Annotated in this window: 18 protein-coding genes; 8 read left to right on the top strand and 10 right to left on the bottom strand. The window is 72.8% G+C overall.

Annotation, left to right across the window (positions count from 1 at the left end):
• Window position 1: 1 nt before the first annotated feature.
• Both ACFY29_RS21150 and ACFY29_RS21145 read right to left on the bottom strand, forming a co-directional pair.
• Entirely contained in the window at window positions 2–697 is a 696-nt protein-coding gene (locus ACFY29_RS21150) for a hypothetical protein (RefSeq protein WP_386988651.1), read from the bottom strand.
• A 47-nt stretch (window positions 698–744) separates the two neighbouring features.
• The gene (locus ACFY29_RS21145; protein ID WP_328425598.1) at window positions 745–1,410 is read right to left on the bottom strand and encodes a class I SAM-dependent methyltransferase; all 666 of its coding nucleotides are present in this window, start codon (window positions 1,408–1,410) and stop codon (window positions 745–747) included.
• Between the two features lie 278 nt (window positions 1,411–1,688).
• Here ACFY29_RS21145 and ACFY29_RS21140 point away from each other — a divergent pair, with 278 nt between their 5' ends.
• The 3 genes from ACFY29_RS21140 (at window position 1,689) to ACFY29_RS21130 (ending at window position 6,990) form a co-directional block, all read left to right on the top strand.
• On the top strand, window positions 1,689–3,746 hold the full coding sequence (locus ACFY29_RS21140; protein ID WP_328425600.1) for a DNA topoisomerase IV subunit B: 2,058 nt from the start codon (window positions 1,689–1,691) through the stop codon (window positions 3,744–3,746).
• Between the two features lie 32 nt (window positions 3,747–3,778).
• Entirely contained in the window at window positions 3,779–6,262 is a 2,484-nt protein-coding gene (locus ACFY29_RS21135) for a DNA topoisomerase (ATP-hydrolyzing) subunit A (protein ID WP_386988647.1), read from the top strand.
• Window positions 6,263–6,471: 209 nt separating this feature from the next.
• The gene (locus tag ACFY29_RS21130) at window positions 6,472–6,990 is read left to right on the top strand and encodes a TrmH family RNA methyltransferase (protein ID WP_328425602.1); all 519 of its coding nucleotides are present in this window, start codon (window positions 6,472–6,474) and stop codon (window positions 6,988–6,990) included.
• A 70-nt stretch (window positions 6,991–7,060) separates the two neighbouring features.
• On the opposite strand, the gene ACFY29_RS21125 is transcribed toward ACFY29_RS21130, so the two are convergent.
• From ACFY29_RS21125 to pseB, 7 genes are all read right to left on the bottom strand, one after another.
• Entirely contained in the window at window positions 7,061–7,696 is a 636-nt protein-coding gene (locus ACFY29_RS21125) for an alpha-ketoglutarate-dependent dioxygenase AlkB (protein ID WP_386988644.1), read from the bottom strand.
• 91 nt (window positions 7,697–7,787) lie between these two features.
• Complete coding sequence (locus ACFY29_RS21120; protein ID WP_328426425.1) at window positions 7,788–8,846, bottom strand: spore coat protein; 1,059 nt, start codon at window positions 8,844–8,846, stop codon at window positions 7,788–7,790.
• Window positions 8,843–9,556: a cytidylyltransferase domain-containing protein gene (locus ACFY29_RS21115; protein ID WP_386989890.1), complete on the bottom strand. Its 714-nt coding sequence runs from the start codon at window positions 9,554–9,556 to the stop codon at window positions 8,843–8,845. The genes ACFY29_RS21120 and ACFY29_RS21115 overlap by 4 nt, the downstream gene beginning before the upstream one ends.
• A gap of 86 nt (window positions 9,557–9,642) precedes the next feature.
• Window positions 9,643–11,469 (bottom strand): class I SAM-dependent methyltransferase, encoded by a 1,827-nt coding sequence (locus ACFY29_RS21110; RefSeq protein WP_386988641.1) that lies wholly within the window; start codon window positions 11,467–11,469, stop codon window positions 9,643–9,645.
• Window positions 11,459–12,307: a hypothetical protein gene (locus ACFY29_RS21105; RefSeq protein WP_355607399.1), complete on the bottom strand. Its 849-nt coding sequence runs from the start codon at window positions 12,305–12,307 to the stop codon at window positions 11,459–11,461. The genes ACFY29_RS21110 and ACFY29_RS21105 overlap by 11 nt, the downstream gene beginning before the upstream one ends.
• 10 nt (window positions 12,308–12,317) lie before the next feature.
• Entirely contained in the window at window positions 12,318–13,475 is a 1,158-nt protein-coding gene (locus tag ACFY29_RS21100) for an aminotransferase class I/II-fold pyridoxal phosphate-dependent enzyme (RefSeq protein ID WP_355607396.1), read from the bottom strand.
• Window positions 13,472–14,455: a UDP-N-acetylglucosamine 4,6-dehydratase (inverting) gene (gene pseB, locus ACFY29_RS21095; protein ID WP_328425612.1), complete on the bottom strand. Its 984-nt coding sequence runs from the start codon at window positions 14,453–14,455 to the stop codon at window positions 13,472–13,474. The genes ACFY29_RS21100 and pseB overlap by 4 nt, the downstream gene beginning before the upstream one ends.
• A gap of 355 nt (window positions 14,456–14,810) precedes the next feature.
• Between pseB and ACFY29_RS21090 the strand changes: the two genes are divergently transcribed.
• Window positions 14,811–16,544, top strand: a complete 1,734-nt coding sequence (locus ACFY29_RS21090) for a hypothetical protein (RefSeq protein WP_386988636.1) — start codon at window positions 14,811–14,813, stop codon at window positions 16,542–16,544.
• 108 nt (window positions 16,545–16,652) lie between these two features.
• On the opposite strand, the gene ACFY29_RS21085 is transcribed toward ACFY29_RS21090, so the two are convergent.
• A complete protein-coding gene (locus tag ACFY29_RS21085) occupies window positions 16,653–17,162 on the bottom strand; it encodes a GNAT family N-acetyltransferase (RefSeq protein ID WP_386988634.1) in 510 nt (169 codons plus the stop codon).
• 99 nt (window positions 17,163–17,261) lie between these two features.
• Here ACFY29_RS21085 and ACFY29_RS21080 point away from each other — a divergent pair, with 99 nt between their 5' ends.
• The 4 genes from ACFY29_RS21080 to ACFY29_RS21065 are packed head-to-tail and all read left to right on the top strand — an operon-like array spanning window position 17,262 to window position 19,992.
• The gene (locus ACFY29_RS21080) at window positions 17,262–17,513 is read left to right on the top strand and encodes an acyl carrier protein (protein WP_328425618.1); all 252 of its coding nucleotides are present in this window, start codon (window positions 17,262–17,264) and stop codon (window positions 17,511–17,513) included.
• Window positions 17,510–18,814 carry an AMP-binding protein gene (locus ACFY29_RS21075; protein ID WP_386988631.1) on the top strand — a complete coding sequence of 435 codons (1,305 nt, stop codon included), beginning with the start codon at window positions 17,510–17,512 and terminating at the stop codon, window positions 18,812–18,814. The genes ACFY29_RS21080 and ACFY29_RS21075 overlap by 4 nt, the downstream gene beginning before the upstream one ends.
• Window positions 18,807–19,562 carry an SDR family NAD(P)-dependent oxidoreductase gene (locus ACFY29_RS21070; protein ID WP_386988628.1) on the top strand — a complete coding sequence of 252 codons (756 nt, stop codon included), beginning with the start codon at window positions 18,807–18,809 and terminating at the stop codon, window positions 19,560–19,562. Before ACFY29_RS21075 ends, ACFY29_RS21070 begins: the two co-directional genes overlap by 8 nt.
• Complete coding sequence (locus ACFY29_RS21065) at window positions 19,546–19,992, top strand: hypothetical protein (RefSeq protein WP_386988625.1); 447 nt, start codon at window positions 19,546–19,548, stop codon at window positions 19,990–19,992. Before ACFY29_RS21070 ends, ACFY29_RS21065 begins: the two co-directional genes overlap by 17 nt.
• The last annotated feature ends 747 nt before the right edge of the window (window positions 19,993–20,739 follow it).

Genomic DNA, 20,739 nt, shown 5'->3' with positions numbered 1-20,739 from the left:
CCTACCGGGCGGGCTGCTGGCGCCGCTTCAGCAGCGCCGCGCCGGCGGCGTTCAGACCGACACCCCAGATCAGCAGGACGCAGAGCCACTGCACCCACCGCAGCACGCTCATGTCCCCGGAGAGCAGGTTGCGCACGCTGCCGAACGGGGTGAGCCACGCCTGCGCGGGACGGAGGGCGTCGACAGCGCCCAGCAGTGCGAACAGGCCCAGTGGCAGGACGATCGTGGCGAGGAACGCGACCACCGGTGAGCGCAGCAGCAGGCCCAGCCCGGTGCCCACCAGCCCGGCGACGATCTGCACCAGCACGCTGCCCACCGCGATCGTCCCGGAATGCCGCCACGGCTCGTCGGCGATGTCGGCCGGGGTGAGCGCGAGCGTCGCGGCGCAGATCAGCACCCCGACGACGCCGATGACGGCGGCCGGGAGCCCCACCGCCAGCACCGTGGGGATGATTCGGGCGGCGTCGGGTGCCCGTCGCAGGTCGCGCACCAGCAGGATGCCGAAGAGGGGCGTCAGGACCGACATCAGGCTCTGGACCGTGCCCGAGAGCTCGGCGAACGTCCGGTCGGCCGGGGCCGCCGCCGCGGTCAGCGCCACGGCGGCGAGCAGCCCCGCCAGCAGGGTGCCCGCGAGCAGCCACCGCCGGGCCCGCGTACCGATGGCCCGCCGGAGCGCACCGCGAATCGTCCCGTCCATCTCGATGGCCTCCTGACGATCGGTCGTACCCGGCTCTGTCGGCGCGGTCATCGGATCGGCCCGCGACGGAACTCGGCGCGCCAGCGGCGTACCCCGCTCTGGTCCTGGATCTCTTCCACCCGCACCGGCGCGAGCCCGACGCCCGCGAACGTGTCGATCTCGGCACGGGTCAACGGCCACGGCGGCCCGGCCGGCGTGGGTTCGTCGTCGGCCCGGCCGGCGGCGATGACCAGCAGCGTGCCGCCCGGCGCGACCAACTCGCCCACCGCGCCGACCGCGCCGGCCCGGATCTGCGCCGGCAGCGCCTGCACGGTCATGCTCTCCACCACCAGGTCGAACGACCGTCGCCAGGCCGGTGGCGGGTCCAGCAGGTCGGCGGGACGGTAGTCGACCGCCGAGGCGGGGTGCCGTCCACGGGCGCCGGCCACCGCGGTGGGGGAGATGTCGAAGGCCACCGTGTCGAAGCCCAGACCGGCGACGTGCTCGGCGTCGCGGCCGTAGCCGCAGCCGACCACGACCGCCCGACGGCCGGTGCCGGTCAGACCCCGCTCGACGGTCCACTCGGTGAGCAGGCTGTGCGGGGCGTCCCGGTCCCACGGGACGACCGCCTCGCCGCGCTCGGCCTCGGTGTAGAGCCGCTCGAACCAGCCGGTCGGATCACCCGCCGCCAGCGACTCGGCCGCCAGCCGGTCTGCCGACTCGTCCTCGTCCATGTCGCCCCCCGCCCCGCGCCGGCGCTCCGACCGGCCGCGATCGCCGGTCAGAGTACCGGCCGGACGGCCCCTCTGTGGCCCCGCGAACGCCGCCGCCGGGCTGGTCCGGGCGCTGAAGGGCTGTTCCGTGGCTCACTTCCGGTGGGTCGACACCCGGCGGGTCGCAGAGGTCCTCCGGGAGTTGTCCTAGCCTCGGGCTAGGCTCGCTGCGGCGCGCCACGCCGGCTGATGTCGCCGGTGAACGGCAGCACACCGCCGAGACCGGGGAGTACGACCAGTTGACCGCAGAGCCTGACACCCTGTACGGGGCCGACGACCTCACTCACCTTGAGGGGCTGGACGCTGTCCGCAAGCGGCCCGGCATGTACATCGGTTCCACCGACAGCCGTGGCGTGGGTCACCTCGTCAACGAGATCCTCGACAACTCCACCGACGAGGGTGTCGCCGGTCACGCCGCCAACGTCGAGGTGATCCTGCACGCCGACGGCTCGGTGCAGGTCGACGACGACGGCCGGGGCATTCCGACCGACGTGCACGCCAAGTCCGGCATCTCCGGCGTCGAGCTGGTGCTCACCCGGCTGCACGCGGGCGGCAAGTTCGGCGGTTCCGGCTACAAGACCTCCGGCGGCCTGCACGGCGTCGGCGCCTCCGCGGTCAACGCGCTGTCCCGCCGGTTCGACGTGACCGTCCGCCGCGCCGGCAAGATCCACTCGATGTCCTTCCGCCACGGCGTGCCGGGGATCTTCGACGGCGACGGGCCGGACGCGCCGTTCACCGCCGGCCCCGGGCTCCAGGTGGTCGGGGCCATGAAGCGCAGGCAGTCCACCGGCACCTCGATCCGCTGGTGGCACGACGCCCGCTACTTCGAGACCGGCGCGGCGCTCGACGTCGACGCGGTCCGGATGAAGCTGCGCAACACCGCCTTCCTGGTCCCCGGTGTGCTGTACGTGCTGCGCGACCTGACCGGCGAGGAGCCCGTCGAGGAGAAGTTCCACTACCCCAACGGGCTCAGCGACATGGTGGACTTCCTCGCCCCGGCCGGCGACCGGCCGGTCTCCGGCACGCTGCTGGTCACCGGCGAGGGGACGTACCGGGAGAACGCCGCCGACGCCAACGGCGTCATGCAGTCCAACGTGCAGCGCCGCGCCGAGGTCGAGGTGGCGTTCCGTTGGGGCACCGGCTACGAGCGCACCGTCGAGTGCTTCACCAACACCATCCGCAACGCGCACGGCGGCACCCACCGCAAGGGCTTCGAGCGGGCCCTGGTCCGCACCCTCGCCGACGCGGTGCGCAACACCCGCGGCCTGCTCAAGGCCAAGGAGGAGCCGCCCACCCTGGACGACGTCCTGGAGGGGATGACCGCGGTGGTGCACGTGCGGATCCCCGAGCCGCAGTTCACCTCGCAGACCAAGGACGAGCTCTCCACCACCGGCATCACCAAGGTGATCCAGACCCAGGTCGACGCGCACATCAAGGCGTGGCTGGAGGACCGTCGCACCAAGGCCGAGGCGCGCACCGTTCTGCAGAAGATCGTCGACGCGGCACGGGTGCGGCTCACCCAGAAGCAGCAGAAGGACGCCGCCCGGCGCAAGACCGCGCTGGAGGGCGCGTCGATGCCGCCGAAGCTGGTCGACTGCCGCGCCACCGGCGTGGAACGGAGTGAGCTGTTCATCGTCGAGGGCGACAGCGCCCTCGGGACGAGCCGCATGGCCCGCTCCTCGGAGTACCAGGCGTTGCTGCCGATCCGGGGCAAGATCCTCAACGTGCAGAAGGCCAACCTCCAGCAGGTTCTGGACAATGCCGAGTGCGCCGCGATCGTCCAGGTCCTCGGTGCCGGCTCGGGGCGTACGTTCGACCTCTCCGCGCTGCGCTACGGCCGGGTGATGATCATGGCCGACGCCGACGTGGACGGCGCGCACATCCGCACGCTGCTCATCACCCTCTTCGCCCGGTACATGCGCCCGCTGATCGAGGCCGGCCGGCTCTACGCCGCGATGCCGCCCCTGCACAAGATCACGACCAAGGGGCGCAACCCGCAGACCGTCTACACCTACACCCAGGCCGAGATGGTGGCGACGGTCCGCAAGCTGGAGAAGGCCGGCAAGCAGATCGTCACCCCCATCCCACGGTTCAAGGGCCTCGGTGAGATGGACGCCGACGAGCTGTGGGACACCACGATGAACCCGGCCACCCGCGCCGTCCGCCGGATCACCATCGAGGACGTCGACGCCGCCGAACGCATCCTCGAACTGCTGATGGGCGAGAAGGTCGAGCCGCGCCGCAACTGGCTGATCGACTCCGCCGACCGGGTCGACCGGGAAGCGATCGACGCATGAGCACCGGTCTCGTTCAAGGGGAAAGCTGAGTCATGGCACGCCGCAAGGAAAACAAGGTCGACCTCTCCTCGTTCGACCAGGCCGGCGCGCGGGTCTTCGACAACCCGCTGGTCACCGAGGTCTCCGACTCCTACCTGGAGTACGCGTTCTCGGTCATCCACTCCCGCGCCCTGCCCGACGCCCGCGACGGTCTCAAGCCCGTACACCGGCGCATCCTCTGGTCGATGTACGAGCAGGGCTACCGGCCCGACCGCGGCCACGTGAAGTCCGCGCGCATCGTCGGGGACGCGATGGGCAAGTATCATCCACACGGCGACACGGCGATCTACGACGCGATGGTCCGCCTCGCGCAGGACTTCTCGCTCAACGTGCCGCTGATCGACGGCCACGGCAACTTCGGTTCCCCGGACGACGGTCCGGCCGCCGCCCGCTACACCGAGGCGCGGATGTCCCGCGAGGCGATGCTGCTCGTCGGTGAGCTGGGCGAGGACACCGTCGACGTCGAGCCCAACTACGACGGGTCGCTGACCCAGCCGACCGTGCTGCCTGCGGCCTTCCCCAACCTGCTGGTCAACGGCGCGTCCGGGATCGCGGTCGGGATGGCCACCAACATGATCCCGCACAACCTCGCCGAGGTGGTCTCTGCCGCCCGTTGGTTGATCAACCACCCGGACGCCACGCTGGACCGGCTCATGGAGTTCGTCCCGGGCCCGGACCTGCCCACCGGTGGAGTGCTGCTCGGCCTCGATGAGGTGCGCCGGGCGTACGAGACCGGGCGCGGCGTGGTGCGGATGCGCGGCAAGGTCGAGATCGGCCCGATCGAGGGCAGCCGGGGCCGCCAGGCGATCACGGTGGTCGAGCTGCCGTACGGCGTCGGCGCGGAGAAGGTCATCGCGGCGATCACCAACGAGGTCAACAAGACCAAGCGGCTGACCGGTATTGCCGACGTCAAGGACCTCACCGACCGCGAGAGCGGCACCCGGCTGGTCGTCGAGTGCAAGGTCGGGGTCAACCCGCAGGCCCTGCTCGCCGACCTCTACCGGTTGACCCCGCTGGAGCAGTCCTTCGGCGTCAACAACCTGGTGCTGGTCGACGGGCAGCCGCGCACCCTCGGGCTGAAGGCGCTGCTGGAGGTCTTCCTGGCCCACCGGTACGAGGTGGTCACCCGGCGCAGCTCGTACCGCCGCCGCAAGCGCCAGGAGCGGCTGCACCTGGTCGACGGCCTGCTGATCGCACTGCTGGACATCGATCGGGTGGTCCGGCTGATCCGGGGCAGCGACGACGCGCAGGCCGCCAAGGACGGGCTGATGAGCCAGTTCGGCCTCTCCGACATCCAGGCCACCTACATCCTGGACACTCCGCTGCGCCGCTTGACCAAGTACGACCGGATCGAGCTGGAGGCCGAGCAGGAGCGGCTGCGCACCGAGATCGCCGAGCTGTCCACGATCCTCGACGACGACAAGGTGCTCAAGAAGCTGGTTTCCGACGAGCTGGCGGCCGTGGTCAAGCAGTTCGGCAGCGAACGGCGCACGACGTTGGTCGACGGCGACCTCAAGGAGGTGCTGGCCGCGTCCGCGCCGGCTGGTCCGCTGGAGGTCGCCGACGACCCGTGCCAGGTGATCCTCTCCGCGACGGGGCTGGTCGCCCGCACCGCGGCCGAGTCGGAGGAGAGCGCCGAGGGGCGCCGGCGCAACGGCCGGGTCAAGCACGACACGGTACGCGCGATCGCGCACTCCACGGCCCGTGGTCGGGTGTTGCTGGTGACCAGTGCCGGTCGGGCCTTCAAGGTCGACGTACTGCCGCTGCCGGTGCTGCCCGAGCAGGCCGGCACGGTGTCGCTGCGCGGCGGCATGTCCGCCGCCGAGTTGGTGCCGTTGGAGCCGGGGGAGACGGTGGTTGGCCTGGCCCCGCTCGGCGGGTCTGCGGAGGGTTCGCCGGGGCTGGCGCTGGGCACGCGGCAGGGCATGGTGAAGATCTGCGCGCCGGAGTGGCCGGTGCGCTCCGACGAGTTCGAGGTGATTGGCCTGCGCGACGGCGACGAGGTGGTCGGGGCGACCTGGCTGGCTGACGGCGCCGAGACGCTGACCTTCATCACCTCGGAGGCGTCGCTGCTGCGCTTCGCCGCCGGGCTGGTCCGCCCGCAGGGCCTCAAGGGTGGCGGCATGGCTGGCATCAACCTGCCCGCCGGGGTGCAGGTGGCCTTCTTCGGCGCGGTGCGCACCGACGACCCGGGGCACGGTGAGCCGATGGTGGTCACCTCTACCGGGGCGACGGTCAAGGTGACGCCGTTCAAGGCGTACCCGGCGAAGGGCCGGGCGACCGGCGGGGTGCGTGCGCACCGCTTCCTCAAGGGTGAGACGGACGTGGCGGTCGCCTGGGTGGGGCCGCGCCCGGTCGGCGCCACCGGCACCGGCGACCCGGTCGAGTTGCCCGCGGCGGACCCGCGCCGCGACGGCTCCGGCTTCGCCGTCATGCTCGGCCCAACGGTGGTAGGCCACCTCATCGAACGCGACTAGCCCCACCCCCAGACCCCGCCCCGCCTCGTTGATCATGAGGTTATTGCGGCGACGCGCCGACGTTGCCGGCAGTAACCTCATGATCAACCGGGCTCGGGCGGGGGTGGGGCGCGGTATGGTGAGTGCTCTGTTGTCGGTGAGGGTTCGGGTGCGCCGCTAAGCACCCTTCACATGATCTTTCTTCTGTCCGGCGGAGTCGCCGGCGCGGCGTGAGCGCCGCCATCCGGGTCCGGCCGCCGCGCGAGCTGCGCGCCGCTCGCCGGCCCCGGCCGCACCGCTGTTGGGGTCACCTGATCGCCGCCCCGCTCTGGCCGCTGCACGGCGCGAACCTGGGTACCCTGCTGCGCACCTGCGACGCGGTCGGTGCCTGCCTCGCCGTGCCGCCGTTCCGTTGGGTGGACGAGGCCGTGGCCCGGGGCAACACGCTGCGCCGGCCGGGCTGCGTCCACCGGGTCGGCAGTCCGCTGCGCTGGCTGGCTGCCGAACGGGCCGCCGGTGCCCGGATCCTCGGGGTGGAGTTGGCCGACGAGGCCGTCCGGCTCGGTGATCTGCCCGCCGCTCGGGGCCGCACCGTGGTGCTGCTCGGGCACGAGGCGACCGGCATCCCGCCCGAGGCGCTCGACCACCTGGACGCGGCCGTGGAGATTCCCATGGTTGGGCACGGCCACAGCCTGAACGTCGCCGTCGCCGGCTCGCTGGTCCTCTACAAACTCGCCGGCCTCCTCTAGCCCTCAGCCCGTCCTCTGACCGCGTCGATCGTGCACTTGCTGCCCCGACGTGGCGGGTAAGGGGATGAGGTCAGGCGACGTTGATGGGGCGGAACTGGACGCTGACCCGGGGGCCGACCGGGCGGGTGGTCTTCGGGATGGTGTGTTCCCAGGTGCGTTGGCAGGAGCCGCCCATCACGATCAGGTCGCCGTGGCCCACCGGAAAGCGCAGGCTGTCGCCGCCGCCGCGAGGTCGCAGCAGCAGCGGCCGGGGCGCGCCGAAGGAGACGATCGCGACGATGGTGTCGGTGTGCGCCGACCGGCCGATGGTGTCGCCGTGCCAGGCCACGCTGTCCCGCCCTGAGCGGTAGAGGCACATGCCGGCGGTGACGAACGGCTCGCCCAGCTCGGGGGCGTAGTGCCGGGTCAGCTCCGCCCGTGCCGTGGTGAGCACCGGATGCGGCAGTTGCCGGTCGCCGTCGTACCAGCAGAGCAGGCGGGGCACGTCGACCTCGCTGTCGTACATGGTGCGCCGCTCGGCCCGCCAGGGGACCTCGGTGAGCAGGGTGTCGAGGACCGCGTCGGAGCCCTGCACCCAGCCGGGGAGGTGGTCGACCCAGGCGCCCCGGCTGAGGTGGTGCCGGCGGATCTGACCGGGCAGCGGCCCCAGGGTCGGCCCGGCGTCGGTCAGGTCGAGCATCGACGGCTGGTAGGCGGCCTGCGTCATGGGGCCACCCTAGCAGCCCTTTCGTACACCCGTGCCAATTGGTCGTCGCGGCCTGGAAGGGTCGAGATCAAGCGGTGAGCCCGGGCCGCGGTCAGCCAGTGACGGCGGCTGGGCTGACGGCGTCGAACACCGCGTCCACGACCCGCGCCCGGCCCCGCCCGTCGACCGTGGACCAGGCCCGAGCGGCGAGCGCCGTGCGTCGGTGCGGCGAGCTGAGCAACCCGTGCAGGGTGCGCGCCGCCGTCGCGCGGGCGGCCCGTCCGGCGACGCCGGTGCCGGTCAGCTCGGGCAGCTCGCCGAGACCGGCGGCCAGGCCGTGCCGCACCACCCGGGCGTACGACTCGCGCTGGTTGTCGACCACGCAGACCAGCGCGGCGGGTGCGCCGAGGCAGCAGAGTTCCCAGGTGGACGTGCCGGCGGCGCTGACCACCAGGTCGGCGTCGGTGATCAGCGTCGGCAGTGAGCCGGTGGGTGGGACCGGTCGGATGATCTGCCCGCGTCCGGGGGTGATCTCCTCCAGCTCCGCCTCGATCTCGGGTCGGCCGACGACGACCGTGAGGTCCATCGGATGGCCGGTGGCCACCAGCACCCGGGTCAGCACCGGGGCCGCGCCGACCGCGTCCGTGCCGCCGAAGAAGGCCAGCACCCGGGGTCGGCTGACCTCCGTGGCGGGCCGTGGTGCCGGCGGTCGGGCGGTCACCACCGAGTCGCGCAGCAGGGCGTACCCGCTGCCGGCGAGCAGCCGTCCGGGCAGCGCGGGGGCCTGCGCCCCGAAGTTCTGATCGAGGTAGAGGTCCGCGTCCTGGCCCCGGCTGTCCCCGTCGATCACGGCGAGGGTGAACACGCCGGCGGCGCGTAGCGCGCCCGCTCCGGCCGGGTCCAGCTCGTAGGAGTCGAGAACCAGGACGTCCAGCTCGTGCCGGCGGGCCGCCTCGACCAGCTCGGCCGGCGAGTCAGGGCCCGGGTGCAGGGGGATGCCCCGCGCGGCCAGTTCCGCGGTGGCCCAGTCGAGCCGCTCGACCGCGCCGAACACCGCGACGTGGGCGCCCCGGGCCAGGAACTCCTCGGCGAGCGCCAGGCAGCGGACGAGGTGGCCGACGCCGCGTCGCGGCCCGGCGTCGCAGCGCAGTCCGACCCGTAGCGTGCTCAGGACTCCTCCAGCCGCTTCTGCCGTACGTCGGCGTTGAGCGCGCGCAGCCGGGGCTGCCCGTCGAGCCAGTCGGCGAGCTTGGCCAGCGGCACGCTGACGTCGCCGAAGTGGTCGATCACCGCGTTCACCAACGCCCAGTCCTGCTCGGTGTCGAGGGTCAACCGCAGCGCCGAGCGGTCCGGGGTGAGCGTCACCCCGAGGACCCGGAACAGCTCCGGATGGGTGTACGCGTACGAGGTCACGTGCACCCGGTGGTGACCGGTGGCGAGCCGGTCCAGGGTACGCAGCGTCTCCGCCCGGATGATCTCGACGTCCAGTCCGCGGGGCAGGGTGCGGGCGATCGACGTGCTCGCGTAGTCCAGCCCGGGCACCGCGCGGTACACCGAGGCGACCAGCGTGATGATCTCCGGGTCGAGCAGCGGGCAGTCGGCGGTGAACCGCATGACCGCATCGCCCGGGTGCGCCGCCAGCGCGCCCACGAAGCGGTCCAGCACGTCGTCGACCGGCCCGCGGTGACAGGGCACGCCCAGTCGCGCGGACTCGGCCACCACCGCGTCGTCGACCGGGTCGGTGCTGGTGGCGACCACCAGGTCGGCCAGGACGCCGCTGTCCCGGGCGGCGCGCACCACCCGGCCCAGTACGGAACGCCCGGCGAGCGGGCGGAGCACCTTGCCGGGCAGTCGGGACGACCCCATCCGGGCCTGCACGATCCCGACGATCCGTGGCCCCCCGTTCGCGCCCGTGCCCCCCGTCGGGCCCACCCTGTGCGTCGTACCCGACGCGCTGTCGTGGCCGGTCACTGCTGCTCCTCCTCTTTCGGGGCGAGCGCCGAGCGGGCCCGGCGTTTGGCGGCACGGGCACCCCGCTTGGCCAGCCGGGCCGGGGTGATGGCGAGCCGGCCGACCCGGTAGCTGAGCGAACCGCTCAGCAGACCGATCGTTGCCTCGGCCCGGCGCAGCGCCCGTTCCCGCGAGGTGAGCATCTCGTCGGTCCACTTGGCCAGTGCGGCGAGTCGGCTGATCTCCTCGCGTTGGCGCAGCCACGCCTCCCGCAACTGCTGGTAGCTGCGCGTACCGACCGGCGGGTCGGTCGACTCGATGGCGTGCAGCTTGGCGGCGAGGCTGCCCCGGTTGGCGGTGTCCAGCCCGTGCAGTGCCGCGGTGATCGCCACCTCGGCGTCCACCGCCTGCGCCACGGTCTCCCGGGTCAGGTCGTGGCCGGCGAGCCCGCCGAGCACCACGGTCAGTCCCGCCACGTCGAGGGTGGACGACCAGGGGTGGGCGTACCCGCCGGTGAGCAGGCCCGTCGCGAAGCGCCACAGCCCACGGGCCAGCACCACGTCGCGGGGCAGGGCTTTGGTGGCCCGCCAGCTCGGGTCGAGTACCGCGTAGCGCTCTCCGGCGACCACCACGTTGTCGGTGCTGGCCAGCGCGCCCGCTCCGGCGATCCGGCCGTCGTCGTCGGCCTGACCGGCGAGCCAGCCCGCGTACCCGTGCAGCAGCGTGCGCAGCATTGCCAGGTCGCGGCGCAGGGCCGCGTCGAGCAGCAGGGTGCGGAGCAGCCGTCCGGACGGCACCGGCCCGGTCAGCGCGCCGGGGTCCCGGTACGCGGCCTCGCGGCTGGCGAACGGCGCGGCGGCCGGCACGCTCGCACTGGCCGGCGCGGTGAACCCCCACCGCCAGCCCGACGGGCCGTCGAACACCTCCAGCACGCCGATCCCGGGCTGCCCGGTCTGCGCCAGCACCGCCGGCAGGTCCCCGTCAGCGGCCGGCGTGGCCGGGTCGTCGGGCCGGACGGGGCGCCGGGCCAGCATCAGCCAGCCCGGCGCGAGGTCGGCGGCGCGCCCGGCGTGCAGCGCGTCCACGGCCAGCCGGGCCGGGTCCTGGAGCACCGGCGCGGTGGTGAAACCCCCCGCGCAGGCGCCGTGCAGCACGGCGTCGAACAGCCCCGACCCGGCGTCCCGGTCGAGCTGGTCGGCGTCGAGCAGCGCCGTGGCGGCGCCGGCGGTGGGGTACGCGGCCCAGCACGCGGTCGGCCGCAGTCCGACCCCGGTGAGCCGCTCGCGCAGCTGCTCCCGGTTGGCGGGGTGCGCCCGGTCCAGGACCCCGCCGACCACCCAGGCGGAGTCGTTCCGGTCGGCGTACCAGGGGGAGGTGGCGACCAGCCGGTGCAGCCCGAGCGGGTTGTCCAGTCGCAGCAACAGCGCGCCACCCGGCCGTACCGCGGCGACCAGGCGCGCCAGCACCCCGTCCCAGCCGAACCGGGTGCCCTCCACCGACTCCACCGGGTCGAGCCCGGCGGCGGCGATCACCACGTCGTACGTCTCGTCGTCGGTCAGCCCGGCAGGGCCACCCACCACCACGCGGGCGGCCCGCTGGGCCAGCGCCACCGCGTCCGGGTGGCTGCGCAGCAGGCAGGTCACCTCGGCGTGGGCGAGCCGATCGAGCAGCGCCGGGTCGTGCGGCCCGGCCAGCAGGACCCGGGCACCGGCCGGCACGATCCGGGCGGCCAGCGCGGCCAGCGGCCCCCCGTCGGCCAACCGCTCCTTCGGCAGGTCGGACCAGGCCAGCATCTCGCCGCCCGGCAGGGTGATCCGGCCGGCGGGTGCCGTCTCAGTCGTCACGGTCTTCCTCTTCCTCCTGGAGCGTCGCCCAACCGAGCAGCTCGCGCAGCTCGGCCGGCGTGCAGCGGTGATCCGTGCCCAGCTCGGCGCGGGCGATCTCGACCGCGGTGGGCAGGTCGACCGCGGCGCCGTGCAACTCCGGCCACTGCCGCCGGATGCGGGCGGTCCCGCCGAAGGTCGGGTCCTCATTGGACAGGATCATCGGGTCGCCGTAGACCGCTGGTTCGCAGCCGGCCGCGATGCCGTAGAAGATGGCGCTGGTCAGCCGGTTTGACGCTACCCGACGGTGCCGGCGCAGCTCGGTCAGCTGATTGTCGAGGAACTCCGGGTTGGTGTCCTTCCACCAGTGTCCCCGGTAGCCGTGGCAGATCACCCGGAACCCGGCGCGTTCGTAGAGGCGGCGGACGTGACGCATCCGGTACTCGTGCCAGTAGAGGCAGACCGTGACGGGGCCGGGTTCGGTGTCCTGGATGCGGGCGATCAGCGCCCGGTGGTCACCCTTGACGTGCTGGCCCTCCCAGCCGTGGAAGGGATACCAGATGGTGCCCTCCCGCTCCTCGGCGGGCGGCTCCTCGGGCCGCATGGCCAGCAGGTACACGAACGGAGCGCCGATCACGACCACGTTGCGCCGCCCCACCGACCAGGCCCGGCGGCGGGTCTGCTCCGACCAGAGCAGGCTCGGGGTGCGCTCGGCGTACGGATGGCCGGGGGCCAGGCCGTCGCCGATGTTCCAGCCGTGCTGCACGTACCCGTTGATCCGGGGTGGGTGCCGGTCGCCGAGGCCGGCGTACCGGGCCAGCACGTGAGCATGGCCGTAGAAGTGGTTGGCGTGGTGCATCAGGTTCCCATCAGGCGGCGGAACGCACCGAGCCGGCCCGTAGGGCCGCGACCAGCGCGTCGATGACGCGGTCCTGGTCGGCGTCGCTGAGTCCCGGGTAGAGCGGCAGCGACAGCTGCTGAGAGTAGAACGACTCGGCCACCGGGCAGGATCCGCGCCGGTAACCCAGGTCGGCGAAGGCCGGGTGCCAGTGCACGGGGACGTAGTTCACCTGGACGCCGATGCCGGCGGCGCGCATCCGGTCGTACACCTCGCGGCGGCGTCCGTCGAGCACCCGGATCGGGTAGAGGTGCCAGGCGGGTCGGGCCCACGCCCGCCGGCCCGGCAGCCGGACGCCCGGCAGGTCGGCGAGGGCCTCGTCGTAGCGGGCCACCAGCCGGTCTCGGCGGGCCAGGAACTCGCCGAGCCGCCGCAGCTGGCTACGGCCCAGCGCGCAGAGCACGTCCGGCAGCCGGTAGTTCAGCCCGAACTCGTGCACCTCCTGGTGCCAGCCGCCCTCGTCCGGCCACCGTTGCTCGTCGCGCTCGCGGACCAGGCCGATGTTGCGGAACCGGCGGGCCCGCTTCAGCAGCTCCGGGTGCGGGGTCACCACAGCGCCGCCCTCGGCGGTGGTGAGGTTCTTGGTGGGGAAGAACGACAGCGTGGTCAGGTCGGCCAGCGACCCGACCGGCCGGTCCTTGTAGCTGGCGCCGATGGAGTGCGCCGCGTCCGCGAGCAGCAGCGCGTCGTGCCCGCCCAGCGCGGTGCGCAGCGCGTCGTAGTCGGCCGGGTGGCCGGCGTAGTCGACGGCGGACACCACCCGGGTACGCGCGGTGGTCGCGGCGGCAGCCGCCGCCGGGTCGAGGGTGAAGGTGTCCTCCTCGACGTCGGCGAACACGATCTTCGCGCCGAGCGCGACGGCGCTGCTGGCGGTCGCCACGAACGTCATCGGCGGCACGATCACCTCGTCTCCGGGGCCGACGCCGGCCGCCGCGTACGCCACGTGCAGCGCCGCGGTGCCGTTGGAGACGGTGGCGCAGCCCGCGCCGCCGGTCCAGCCGGCGAGGTCGGCCTCGAACGCCTCGACCTGCGGCCCGGTGGTGAGCCAGTCGCCGCGCAGCACGCCGGCCACGGCCGCGATGTCGTCCTCGGTGACGGAGTGCCGGCCGTACGGGAGCATCCCCGTCATGCGGTGAGGCCGAGCATGTCGCGCAGTTGGTCGACGCTGAGCCACTCGTCGTTGGTGTCCGACTGGTACGCGAAGCCGTCCGGCACCGGCTCGCAGTCGACCGGCGGCTGGTAGCCCCAGCCGGCGATGGTCGGCTGGACGATGAACCGGTCCTTGGCGCGCAGCGTCCGGCGGCTGTCGTCCGGCGCGATCATCTCCTCGTGCAGCTTCTCGCCGGGCCGGATGCCGATCTCGTGCGTGGTGGCCTCCGGGGCGACCGCCTCGACCAGGTCGAGGATCCGCATGCTGGGGATCCGCGGCACGAACAGCTCGCCGCCCTGCATCTGGTCGAACGAGTCCATGACGAACTGGACGGCCTGCTCCAGCGTGATCCAGAAACGGGTCATCCGCTTGTCGGTGATCGGCAGGCTCTTGCCCTCGGCGGCCAGCCGGCTGAACAGCGGGACCACCGAGCCACGGCTGCCGACCACGTTGCCGTAGCGGACCACCGCGAACCGGGTCGGGTGGTGGGCGGCGTAGTGGTTGGCCGAGACGAACAGCTTGTCGCCGACCAGCTTGGTCGCGCCGTACAGGTTGATCGGGCTGGACGCCTTGTCGGTGGAGAGCGCGATGACCTTCCGGACGCCGGCCTCGATCGCGGCGTCGACCACGTGCTGCGAGCCGGTGATGTTGGTGGCGATGTACTCGGAGGGGTTGTACTCCGCCGTGTCCACCTGCTTGAGGGCGGCGGCGTGCACGACGTGCTCCACGCCGTGCATCGCCCGGGTGAGGCGGTGCCGGTCCCGGATGTCGCCGATGAACCAGCGCAGCCGGGGGTCGTCACCGAGCTGCTGGCGCAGCTCGTACTGCTTGAGCTCGTCGCGGGAGAACACCACCACCCGGGCGGGGTCGGCTTCGGTGAGGATGTGCCGCAGGAAGGTCCTGCCGAAGGAACCCGTTCCCCCGGTGATCAGAATGGACGATCCATTCAACTCACTCAATTTGGTGCTCCCGTGTTCGTGGATGAACGGGCGGCCCTCGGCCGGCCGACCGGGGTGAGACGCTAACCATGGCGGGTTAACGGGCCGGCGCTCCCGGGTTAACCCCGCCCCCTGCCCCCGTGAATGCCGGGCACCGGGCAGACGAACACTTCCGGCCACCCGCCAAGCGGGCTGACCAGGCCCGATCGGGCCGTTACAGTGGCCGCGCGAGCGACCCGGCCGCCCCTGCGCGCCGCTGGTACCCGCGTTCACCCGACATTCGCACCACCCCGGTTCGAGCGGGCCACCCCGAGCGTCAGCGGCGTGCCCGCCGGCCCGCGTGGCCCCGGTGCGGCCGGCAATTCAGGAGGCGTCGATGGCATCCGGCAGCCACGTGATGGAACGCCCGGCTGACCCGGTCGAGACACGACCGGCCATGCCCGCACGGCGTTGGCTGGTGCCGCTGCTGCTGCTCGTCGGATGGGTGCTCAGCGTGGCCTGGCGGATGTGGCTGTCCCGTCACATCGTGCTGCCGATCGCGCACACCGACGAGGACAGCTACCTGAACACCGCCCGCGCGCTGGCCGGCGGGCCGGGCGGGTTCAGCAGCGAGAACGGCCTGCTGCGCCGGGTCGGCTACCCGATGCTGATCTCGCCCGCGTTCCTCGGGGACCGGGACTTCAGCGACAGCTACCGGCTCGTCCAGCTGATCAACGCGATGGTGAACTCGACGCTGCTGCCGCTGGCGTACCTGCTCGGCCGGCGACTGCTCCAGCTGCGCCGGTCGTACGCCCTGCTCGGGGCGGTGGTGGCGGCAACCCTGCCGGCCACCGCCTTCTACGCCGGTGTCGCCATGATCGACTCGGTGATGGCGCCACTGGTGATCGCCTGGCTGCTCGCCGTGCACCGCTGGATCGAGCGGCCCGGCCCGCTCGCCGCGGCAACCGTCGGCCTGCTGGTCGGCGCGTTCCACCTCCTGCACTCCCGCGGCCTGGTGATCGTGGCGGTGCACATCGGGCTGGTGCTGCTGCTGCTGATCCGCCGCCGGATCACCCCGACCGTGATGCTCGCGGCGCTGCTGCCGGTGCTCGCCCTTGCGCTCGTCAACGAGGCCGGTATCCGGCTGCTCGGGGACAAGGTCTACCTGCTCGGCAACACCCCGGGCGGCAGCATGGTCGACGCGGTCTCCTCCGCCGCGGGTGTGGTCCGGGTCGGCGCGGCGGTCACCACCCAGCTCTGGTACCTCGTGGTCATCACGTTCGGGATGGCCGGGGTGGCCTGGGCGGCCGCCGTCCGGGAGCTGTGGCGGCCCCGGCGCGGCGACGCCACCCGCTGGACGATGGGCGTGGCGCTGGTGGTGAGCGTCGGAGTGGCCAGCGGGGCGTCGTTGATCCTGGCCGGCATCACCGGAAAGCCGCTGGACGCGATCTACGGCCGCTACGTGCAGATGTTGGCCCCGTTCTGGCTGCTGGTCGGGCTCGGGGTGCTGCTCACCGCCGGGCGCCGGGTGGTGCTGCGCCGGGCTGCCGTCGCGGTGGCGCTGCTGATCGCCGGCGGCGCCCTGATCGCCGTCCGCCTCGCGTACGTGGCCAGCCGGGGGCACTCGCTGCGCTACGGCGGCTTCGGCGCGCCGGACCTGATGGCGCTGACCGGCGGCTGGCGGGAGATGCGGCCGGTCGTCGCGTCGCTGATCGGCATCGCCGGCTGCGTGTTGCTCGTCGCCGCGGTCCAGGTGCCCCGGCTGCGGCTGCCGCTGCTCGGGGCGCTGCTGGTGGTCAACCTCGTGACCATGCAGGTGATCGACCAGCGGTTGGTGCGGCCGATGGTGGCCAGCAGCGCGCCGACGCCCTGGGTGGCCGACGTCGGGGTGCGGCCCGGCGAGCGGGTGTGGGCCTCCACCGGCGTCCAGTACATCCACCGGTTCAACCTCAGCCACCAGGTGACCTGGACCGACGTGCGGTGGTTCCAGGAGCAGCCGCCGGACACGGCTCAGGTGGTGTTCGCCCGCTGGGCGCCCGGCCAACCCGACGACTGGGACGGCGCGAAGTACGGCTTCGTGCGGCTCGGTGGCAACGTGCGTCAGCACTGGGCGGCCTGGCGGCGGGCCTGACCCGCACCGCCCCGCGTCCGGTGGACATCAATTTTCGTGAACGGGGGATGTCCACCGGACGCACGGCCGGTTAATGGTGCCGGACCAGTGCGGAAATGCTCGCCGTAATCAGCGCTGGCGGCGGTCCGCCCGGTTCAGGGAAATCGGGACTACGGTGATTTCCCGACCATCGGACAGCTCCTGTCGGGGGGTGCCCTCGACGAATCGGAAACGCCGGTTCATCTGCCGTACGACGGTGTTGTGCGCGAGCACCTCGCCGTCGAGTCGGTCCAGGTGCAGCCCGTCGAAGGCGTACTCGACGGCCTCCCGCATGACCGCCAGCCAGGCGGGCAGCGTCTCGCCCCGCTCGGCCAGCCCGTCAGCGTCCAGATAGAAGCCCCAGGCGCCGGTCCGGGGGCCGTCCAGCCGCAGGTCGAAGAAGGTGACCACGCCGCAGGGCAGGTCCTCGCGGACGTACACCAGCACCCGCCGGGACGGGTCGTCACGGACCGCCGACCACCACCGGGCGTGCTCGTCGGCGGTGATTTCGTGGCTGGTCTTGCTGACCTGACGGTTGGTTTCCTGATTACGCCAGGACAACATCAGGTGAACGTCTTCCGTCGTCGCTTCGCGCAGCACGTGCTCTCACTTTCCGTACTGTTCACGTCCGGTCCCGGCACCCTACCCGGGCGCACCGGGAAATCAGATATCTATTCGCGGGGCTGTAGACTCCGGCGCATGAAGGAATTGAGTCGCGCGCAGATCCGCGACCTCATGGCTCAGGTGCTGAAGAACCAGGACAAGGAGCTGCCCGCCGACGACGCGGCGCAGTTGCGGGAGATCGGCTTCCGGTCGCTGGACTTCTCCGAGCTGGCCCTGCGGGTGGAGGACGAGACGGGGGAGGAGCTCAACTTCGACGCCCCCGGCCTGCGCCGCATCGCCACCGTCGGGGACGTCCTCGACTTCCTCGTCGAGCTCCAGCAGCAGTGACCGTCGCGCCACCCCGCCCCCCGGCCGCCGCGCCCCCGGAACCGGCCGGCGTCGACAACCGGCTCGTCGTCGGCGGCGCCGCGCTGACCTGGCGGACGCTGCCGACGCCGGCGCTACCGGACCCCGCCGCGGTGCTCGCCCACTCCGCCGGTCACGCGCTCGCCGCCGCGCGGCAGCACGCCGTGCACGGCACCGAGCTGCTGCTCAGCGCCGCGAGCCGGGTCGACGCGGCGATGCGCGCGGAGCTGCTGGACGCCGGGTTCACCGTGACCGTCCTCGACGACGACGGCGCCCACCCGAGCGCGCCGCCCCAGCCGCGCGCCGCCGAACCCGGCCGGCTCTGGCTGCTGACCTCGGGCTCGACCGGCCGTCCCAAGCGGGTCGGGCACACCCTCGACACGCTGACCACCGTGCGGGCCGACCAGCCGGAGCGGACCTGGCTCTGTCCCTACGCCCCCGGCACGTACGCCTGGTGGCAGGTGGTCACCCTGTCGCTGACCCAGCCCGGTCAGCACCTGGTGGTGGTCGAGCCGGAGGAGCTGGACGACTGGCCCGCGGTCGCCGCGGCGCACGGGGTCGACGCCGCGTCCGGTACGCCGACTTTCTGGCGCCGCACCCTGCACCGGGACGCCGCCGCGCTGGCCCGGGTGCCGCTGCGCCAGATCACCCTCGGCGGGGAGCCGGTGGACCAGGCGATCCTGGACCAACTGCGGGAGGTCTTTCCCACCTCGCGGATCTCCTGGATCTACGCGTCTTCCGAGGTGGGCGCGTCCATCGTGGTGCACGACGGGCGGGCCGGGTTCCCGGTCGGCTGGCTGGACCGGGAGGCTCCCGGCCGGCCGACTCTCTCCGTCCGCGACGACGAGCTGGTCATCACCTCGCCGTACCACGGTGCCGGGCTGGGCGGCCCGGTCCGCACCGGGGACCGGGTGCAGGTGGTCGACGAGCGGGTGCTGATCACCGGCCGCCTGGACTCCGACGAGATCAACGTCGGTGGCAGCAAGGTCTCCGCCGGTGTGGTCCGCGGTGTGCTGGCCGGGCACCCCGCAGTTGCCTGGGCCCGGGTCACCGGCCGCCGTGCCCCGGTGCTCGGCCGGATGGTGGTCGCCGAGGTGGTCCTCGTCCACACTGACCCGTCCGACCGCCCCGCCGACCCGTCCGGCCAGCCCGTTGCCAGCGTGCCGGACGAGGCCGCGCTGGTTCGCTGGTGTGCCAACCGGCTGCCCGAGCACGCGGTGCCGCGCCGGATCCGCGTGCTGACCGAAATTCCCGTCAAGGAGACCCTGAAGAGCGATGTCTGACCTCGCCGACACCCAGTTCGTTCCGCCCAGCTCTGTGGTCCTCGTCTCCGGCGGCTCTCGGGGGCTGGGCCTGGCCATCGTCACCGACCTGCTCGACCAGGGCGTACGGGTCGCGGCGTTCGCCCGCACGGTCACCCCGGAGCTGGCGAAGCTCGCCGCCGAGCACCCCGACCGGGTGCACGTCGGCTCGGTGGACGTCACCGACCTGCACGCCGCTCAGGGCTTCGTCCGTGAGGTGGAGCAACGCCTCGGCCCGATCGACGGGATCGTCAACAACGCCGCCGTCGGGCAGGACTCCCTGCACGTACACACGGCCACCGACGACATCGCGCGGATCATCGAGACCAACCTGACCGCCCCGCTCCAGCTGACCCGGCTGGTGGTCCGGCGGATGCTTGGCAAGGGGCTGCGCGGGCGGATCGTCAACATCACCTCGATCTGCGCACAGCGCGGCTTCCCGGGCCTGGTCGCGTACTCGGCCACGAAGGGCGGCATGGACGCCGCCACCCGCTCGCTCGCCCGGGAGTTGGGCGGCCGGATGCTGGTCAACGCGGTCGCTCCCGGCTTCTTCGCCTCGGAGATGTCCGCCGTGCTCGGCCCGACCCAGCTCGACCAGATCGTGCGACGCACCCCGACCGGCCACCTGACCGAGCCGGTGGAGGTCGTACCGGTGGTCCGGATGCTGCTCCAGGCGCACACCAACATCAACGGCCAGGTCATCGTGGTGGACGGTGCCGCCTCCATCTGACCTGGACCCGGTCGTCCGGCCCCGCCCGGTGCCAGCGCTGCTCGCCGCCGCCGAGCGGTACCTGCGGGTGGTCGCCGACGCGGGGCAGTTGGCCGACGCGGCGACCCGCAGCCACCTCGACGACGGCCGCTGCGTGGGCTGGTACGGGCCGCCGACGGCCGGATGGCGGGTCGCGGTCGACGCGGAGCGCGCCGACGCCCCGGTCCCCCCGGCGCTGGCTCGCCGGTTCGGCACGGCGGACTTCTGGGCCCGGTGGACCCGGGCCGAGTGCTGCTGCAAGCTGGCCGACGTGCCGGTGGCGCTCTGGTGGCGTCGCTACGGGCTGGGTACGCCGGCCGACGGAGCGGCGGTCTGGCGCACCCTGCGGGTCGCCGACCTGGTAGTCACGGTCGGCTTCGCCCCAGGGTCTGACTTGGCCCCGGGGGTCTGACTTGGCCCCGGGTTCTGGCATCGCCCCGGGTTCTGGCATCGACCTGGTTTCTGGCATCGCGCTCTCGACGGGCCGGGGTCGCTCCTGCTTCTGACGGCCGCCGTGCTGCCAATGTCGCGCGTGCCTGTCGAGCTGCCCCACATCTGGGGCGCTCGCCACCGTCAGGTTCGCCGACGAGTGGACGGTGTTCGCCTGCGTCGGATTGTCGCGACGGGTGGGCGGTGTTCGCTTCCGTCGGGTTGTCGCGACGGGTGGGCGGTGTTCGCCTTCGTCGGGTTGTCGTGACGGGTGGGTGGTGGTCGCTTCCGTCGGGTTGTCGCGACGGGTGGGCGGTGTTCGCCTTCGTCGGGTTGTCGTGACGGGTGGGTGGTGGTCGCTTCCGTCGGGTTGTCGCGACGGGTGGGCGGTGTTCGCCTTCGTCGGGTTGTCGTGACGGGTGGGTGGTGGTCGCTTCCGTCGGGTTGCGTGGTCGCCTTCGTCGGGTTGTCGTGACGGGTGGGTGGTGTTCGCCTTCGTCGGGTTGCCGCGACGGGTGGGCGGTGGTCGCTTCCGTCGGGTTGCCCCCGACGGGTGGGCGGTGGTCGCTGCCGTGAGGGCCGCCTAGAAGCGGCCGTGTTCGCCTCCGTCGGGGTGCTCCACGAATGGGCGGTGCTCGCTGCCATCAACACTGCCCAGAAGTGGGCGGTGCGTGCGACCGTCAGGGCTGCCCCGTCGATGGGCGGTGCTCGCCGCCGTCAGAGCCGCTCC

The sequence above is a fragment of the Micromonospora sp. NPDC000668 genome (assembly GCF_042897975.1).
Classification (GTDB): Bacteria; Actinomycetota; Actinomycetes; order Mycobacteriales; family Micromonosporaceae; genus Micromonospora.
This window is presented reverse-complemented; position numbering and strand designations above follow the sequence as displayed.

Excerpts from the sequence above, each read along its gene's own strand:
- ACFY29_RS21150 (WP_386988651.1), bottom strand. The coding sequence starts at position 697 with ATGGACGGGACGATTCGCGGTGCGCTCCGGCGGGCCATCGGTACGCGG.
- ACFY29_RS21145 (WP_328425598.1), bottom strand. The coding sequence starts at position 1,410 with ATGGACGAGGACGAGTCGGCAGACCGGCTGGCGGCCGAGTCGCTGGCG.
- ACFY29_RS21135 (WP_386988647.1), top strand. The coding sequence starts at position 3,779 with ATGGCACGCCGCAAGGAAAACAAGGTCGACCTCTCCTCGTTCGACCAG.
- ACFY29_RS21125 (WP_386988644.1), bottom strand. The coding sequence starts at position 7,696 with ATGACGCAGGCCGCCTACCAGCCGTCGATGCTCGACCTGACCGACGCC.
- ACFY29_RS21105 (WP_355607399.1), bottom strand. The coding sequence starts at position 12,307 with ATGCACCACGCCAACCACTTCTACGGCCATGCTCACGTGCTGGCCCGG.
- ACFY29_RS21100 (WP_355607396.1), bottom strand. The coding sequence starts at position 13,475 with ATGACGGGGATGCTCCCGTACGGCCGGCACTCCGTCACCGAGGACGAC.
- ACFY29_RS21090 (WP_386988636.1), top strand. The coding sequence starts at position 14,811 with ATGGCATCCGGCAGCCACGTGATGGAACGCCCGGCTGACCCGGTCGAG.
- ACFY29_RS21080 (WP_328425618.1), top strand. The coding sequence starts at position 17,262 with ATGAAGGAATTGAGTCGCGCGCAGATCCGCGACCTCATGGCTCAGGTG.
- ACFY29_RS21070 (WP_386988628.1), top strand. The coding sequence starts at position 18,807 with ATGTCTGACCTCGCCGACACCCAGTTCGTTCCGCCCAGCTCTGTGGTC.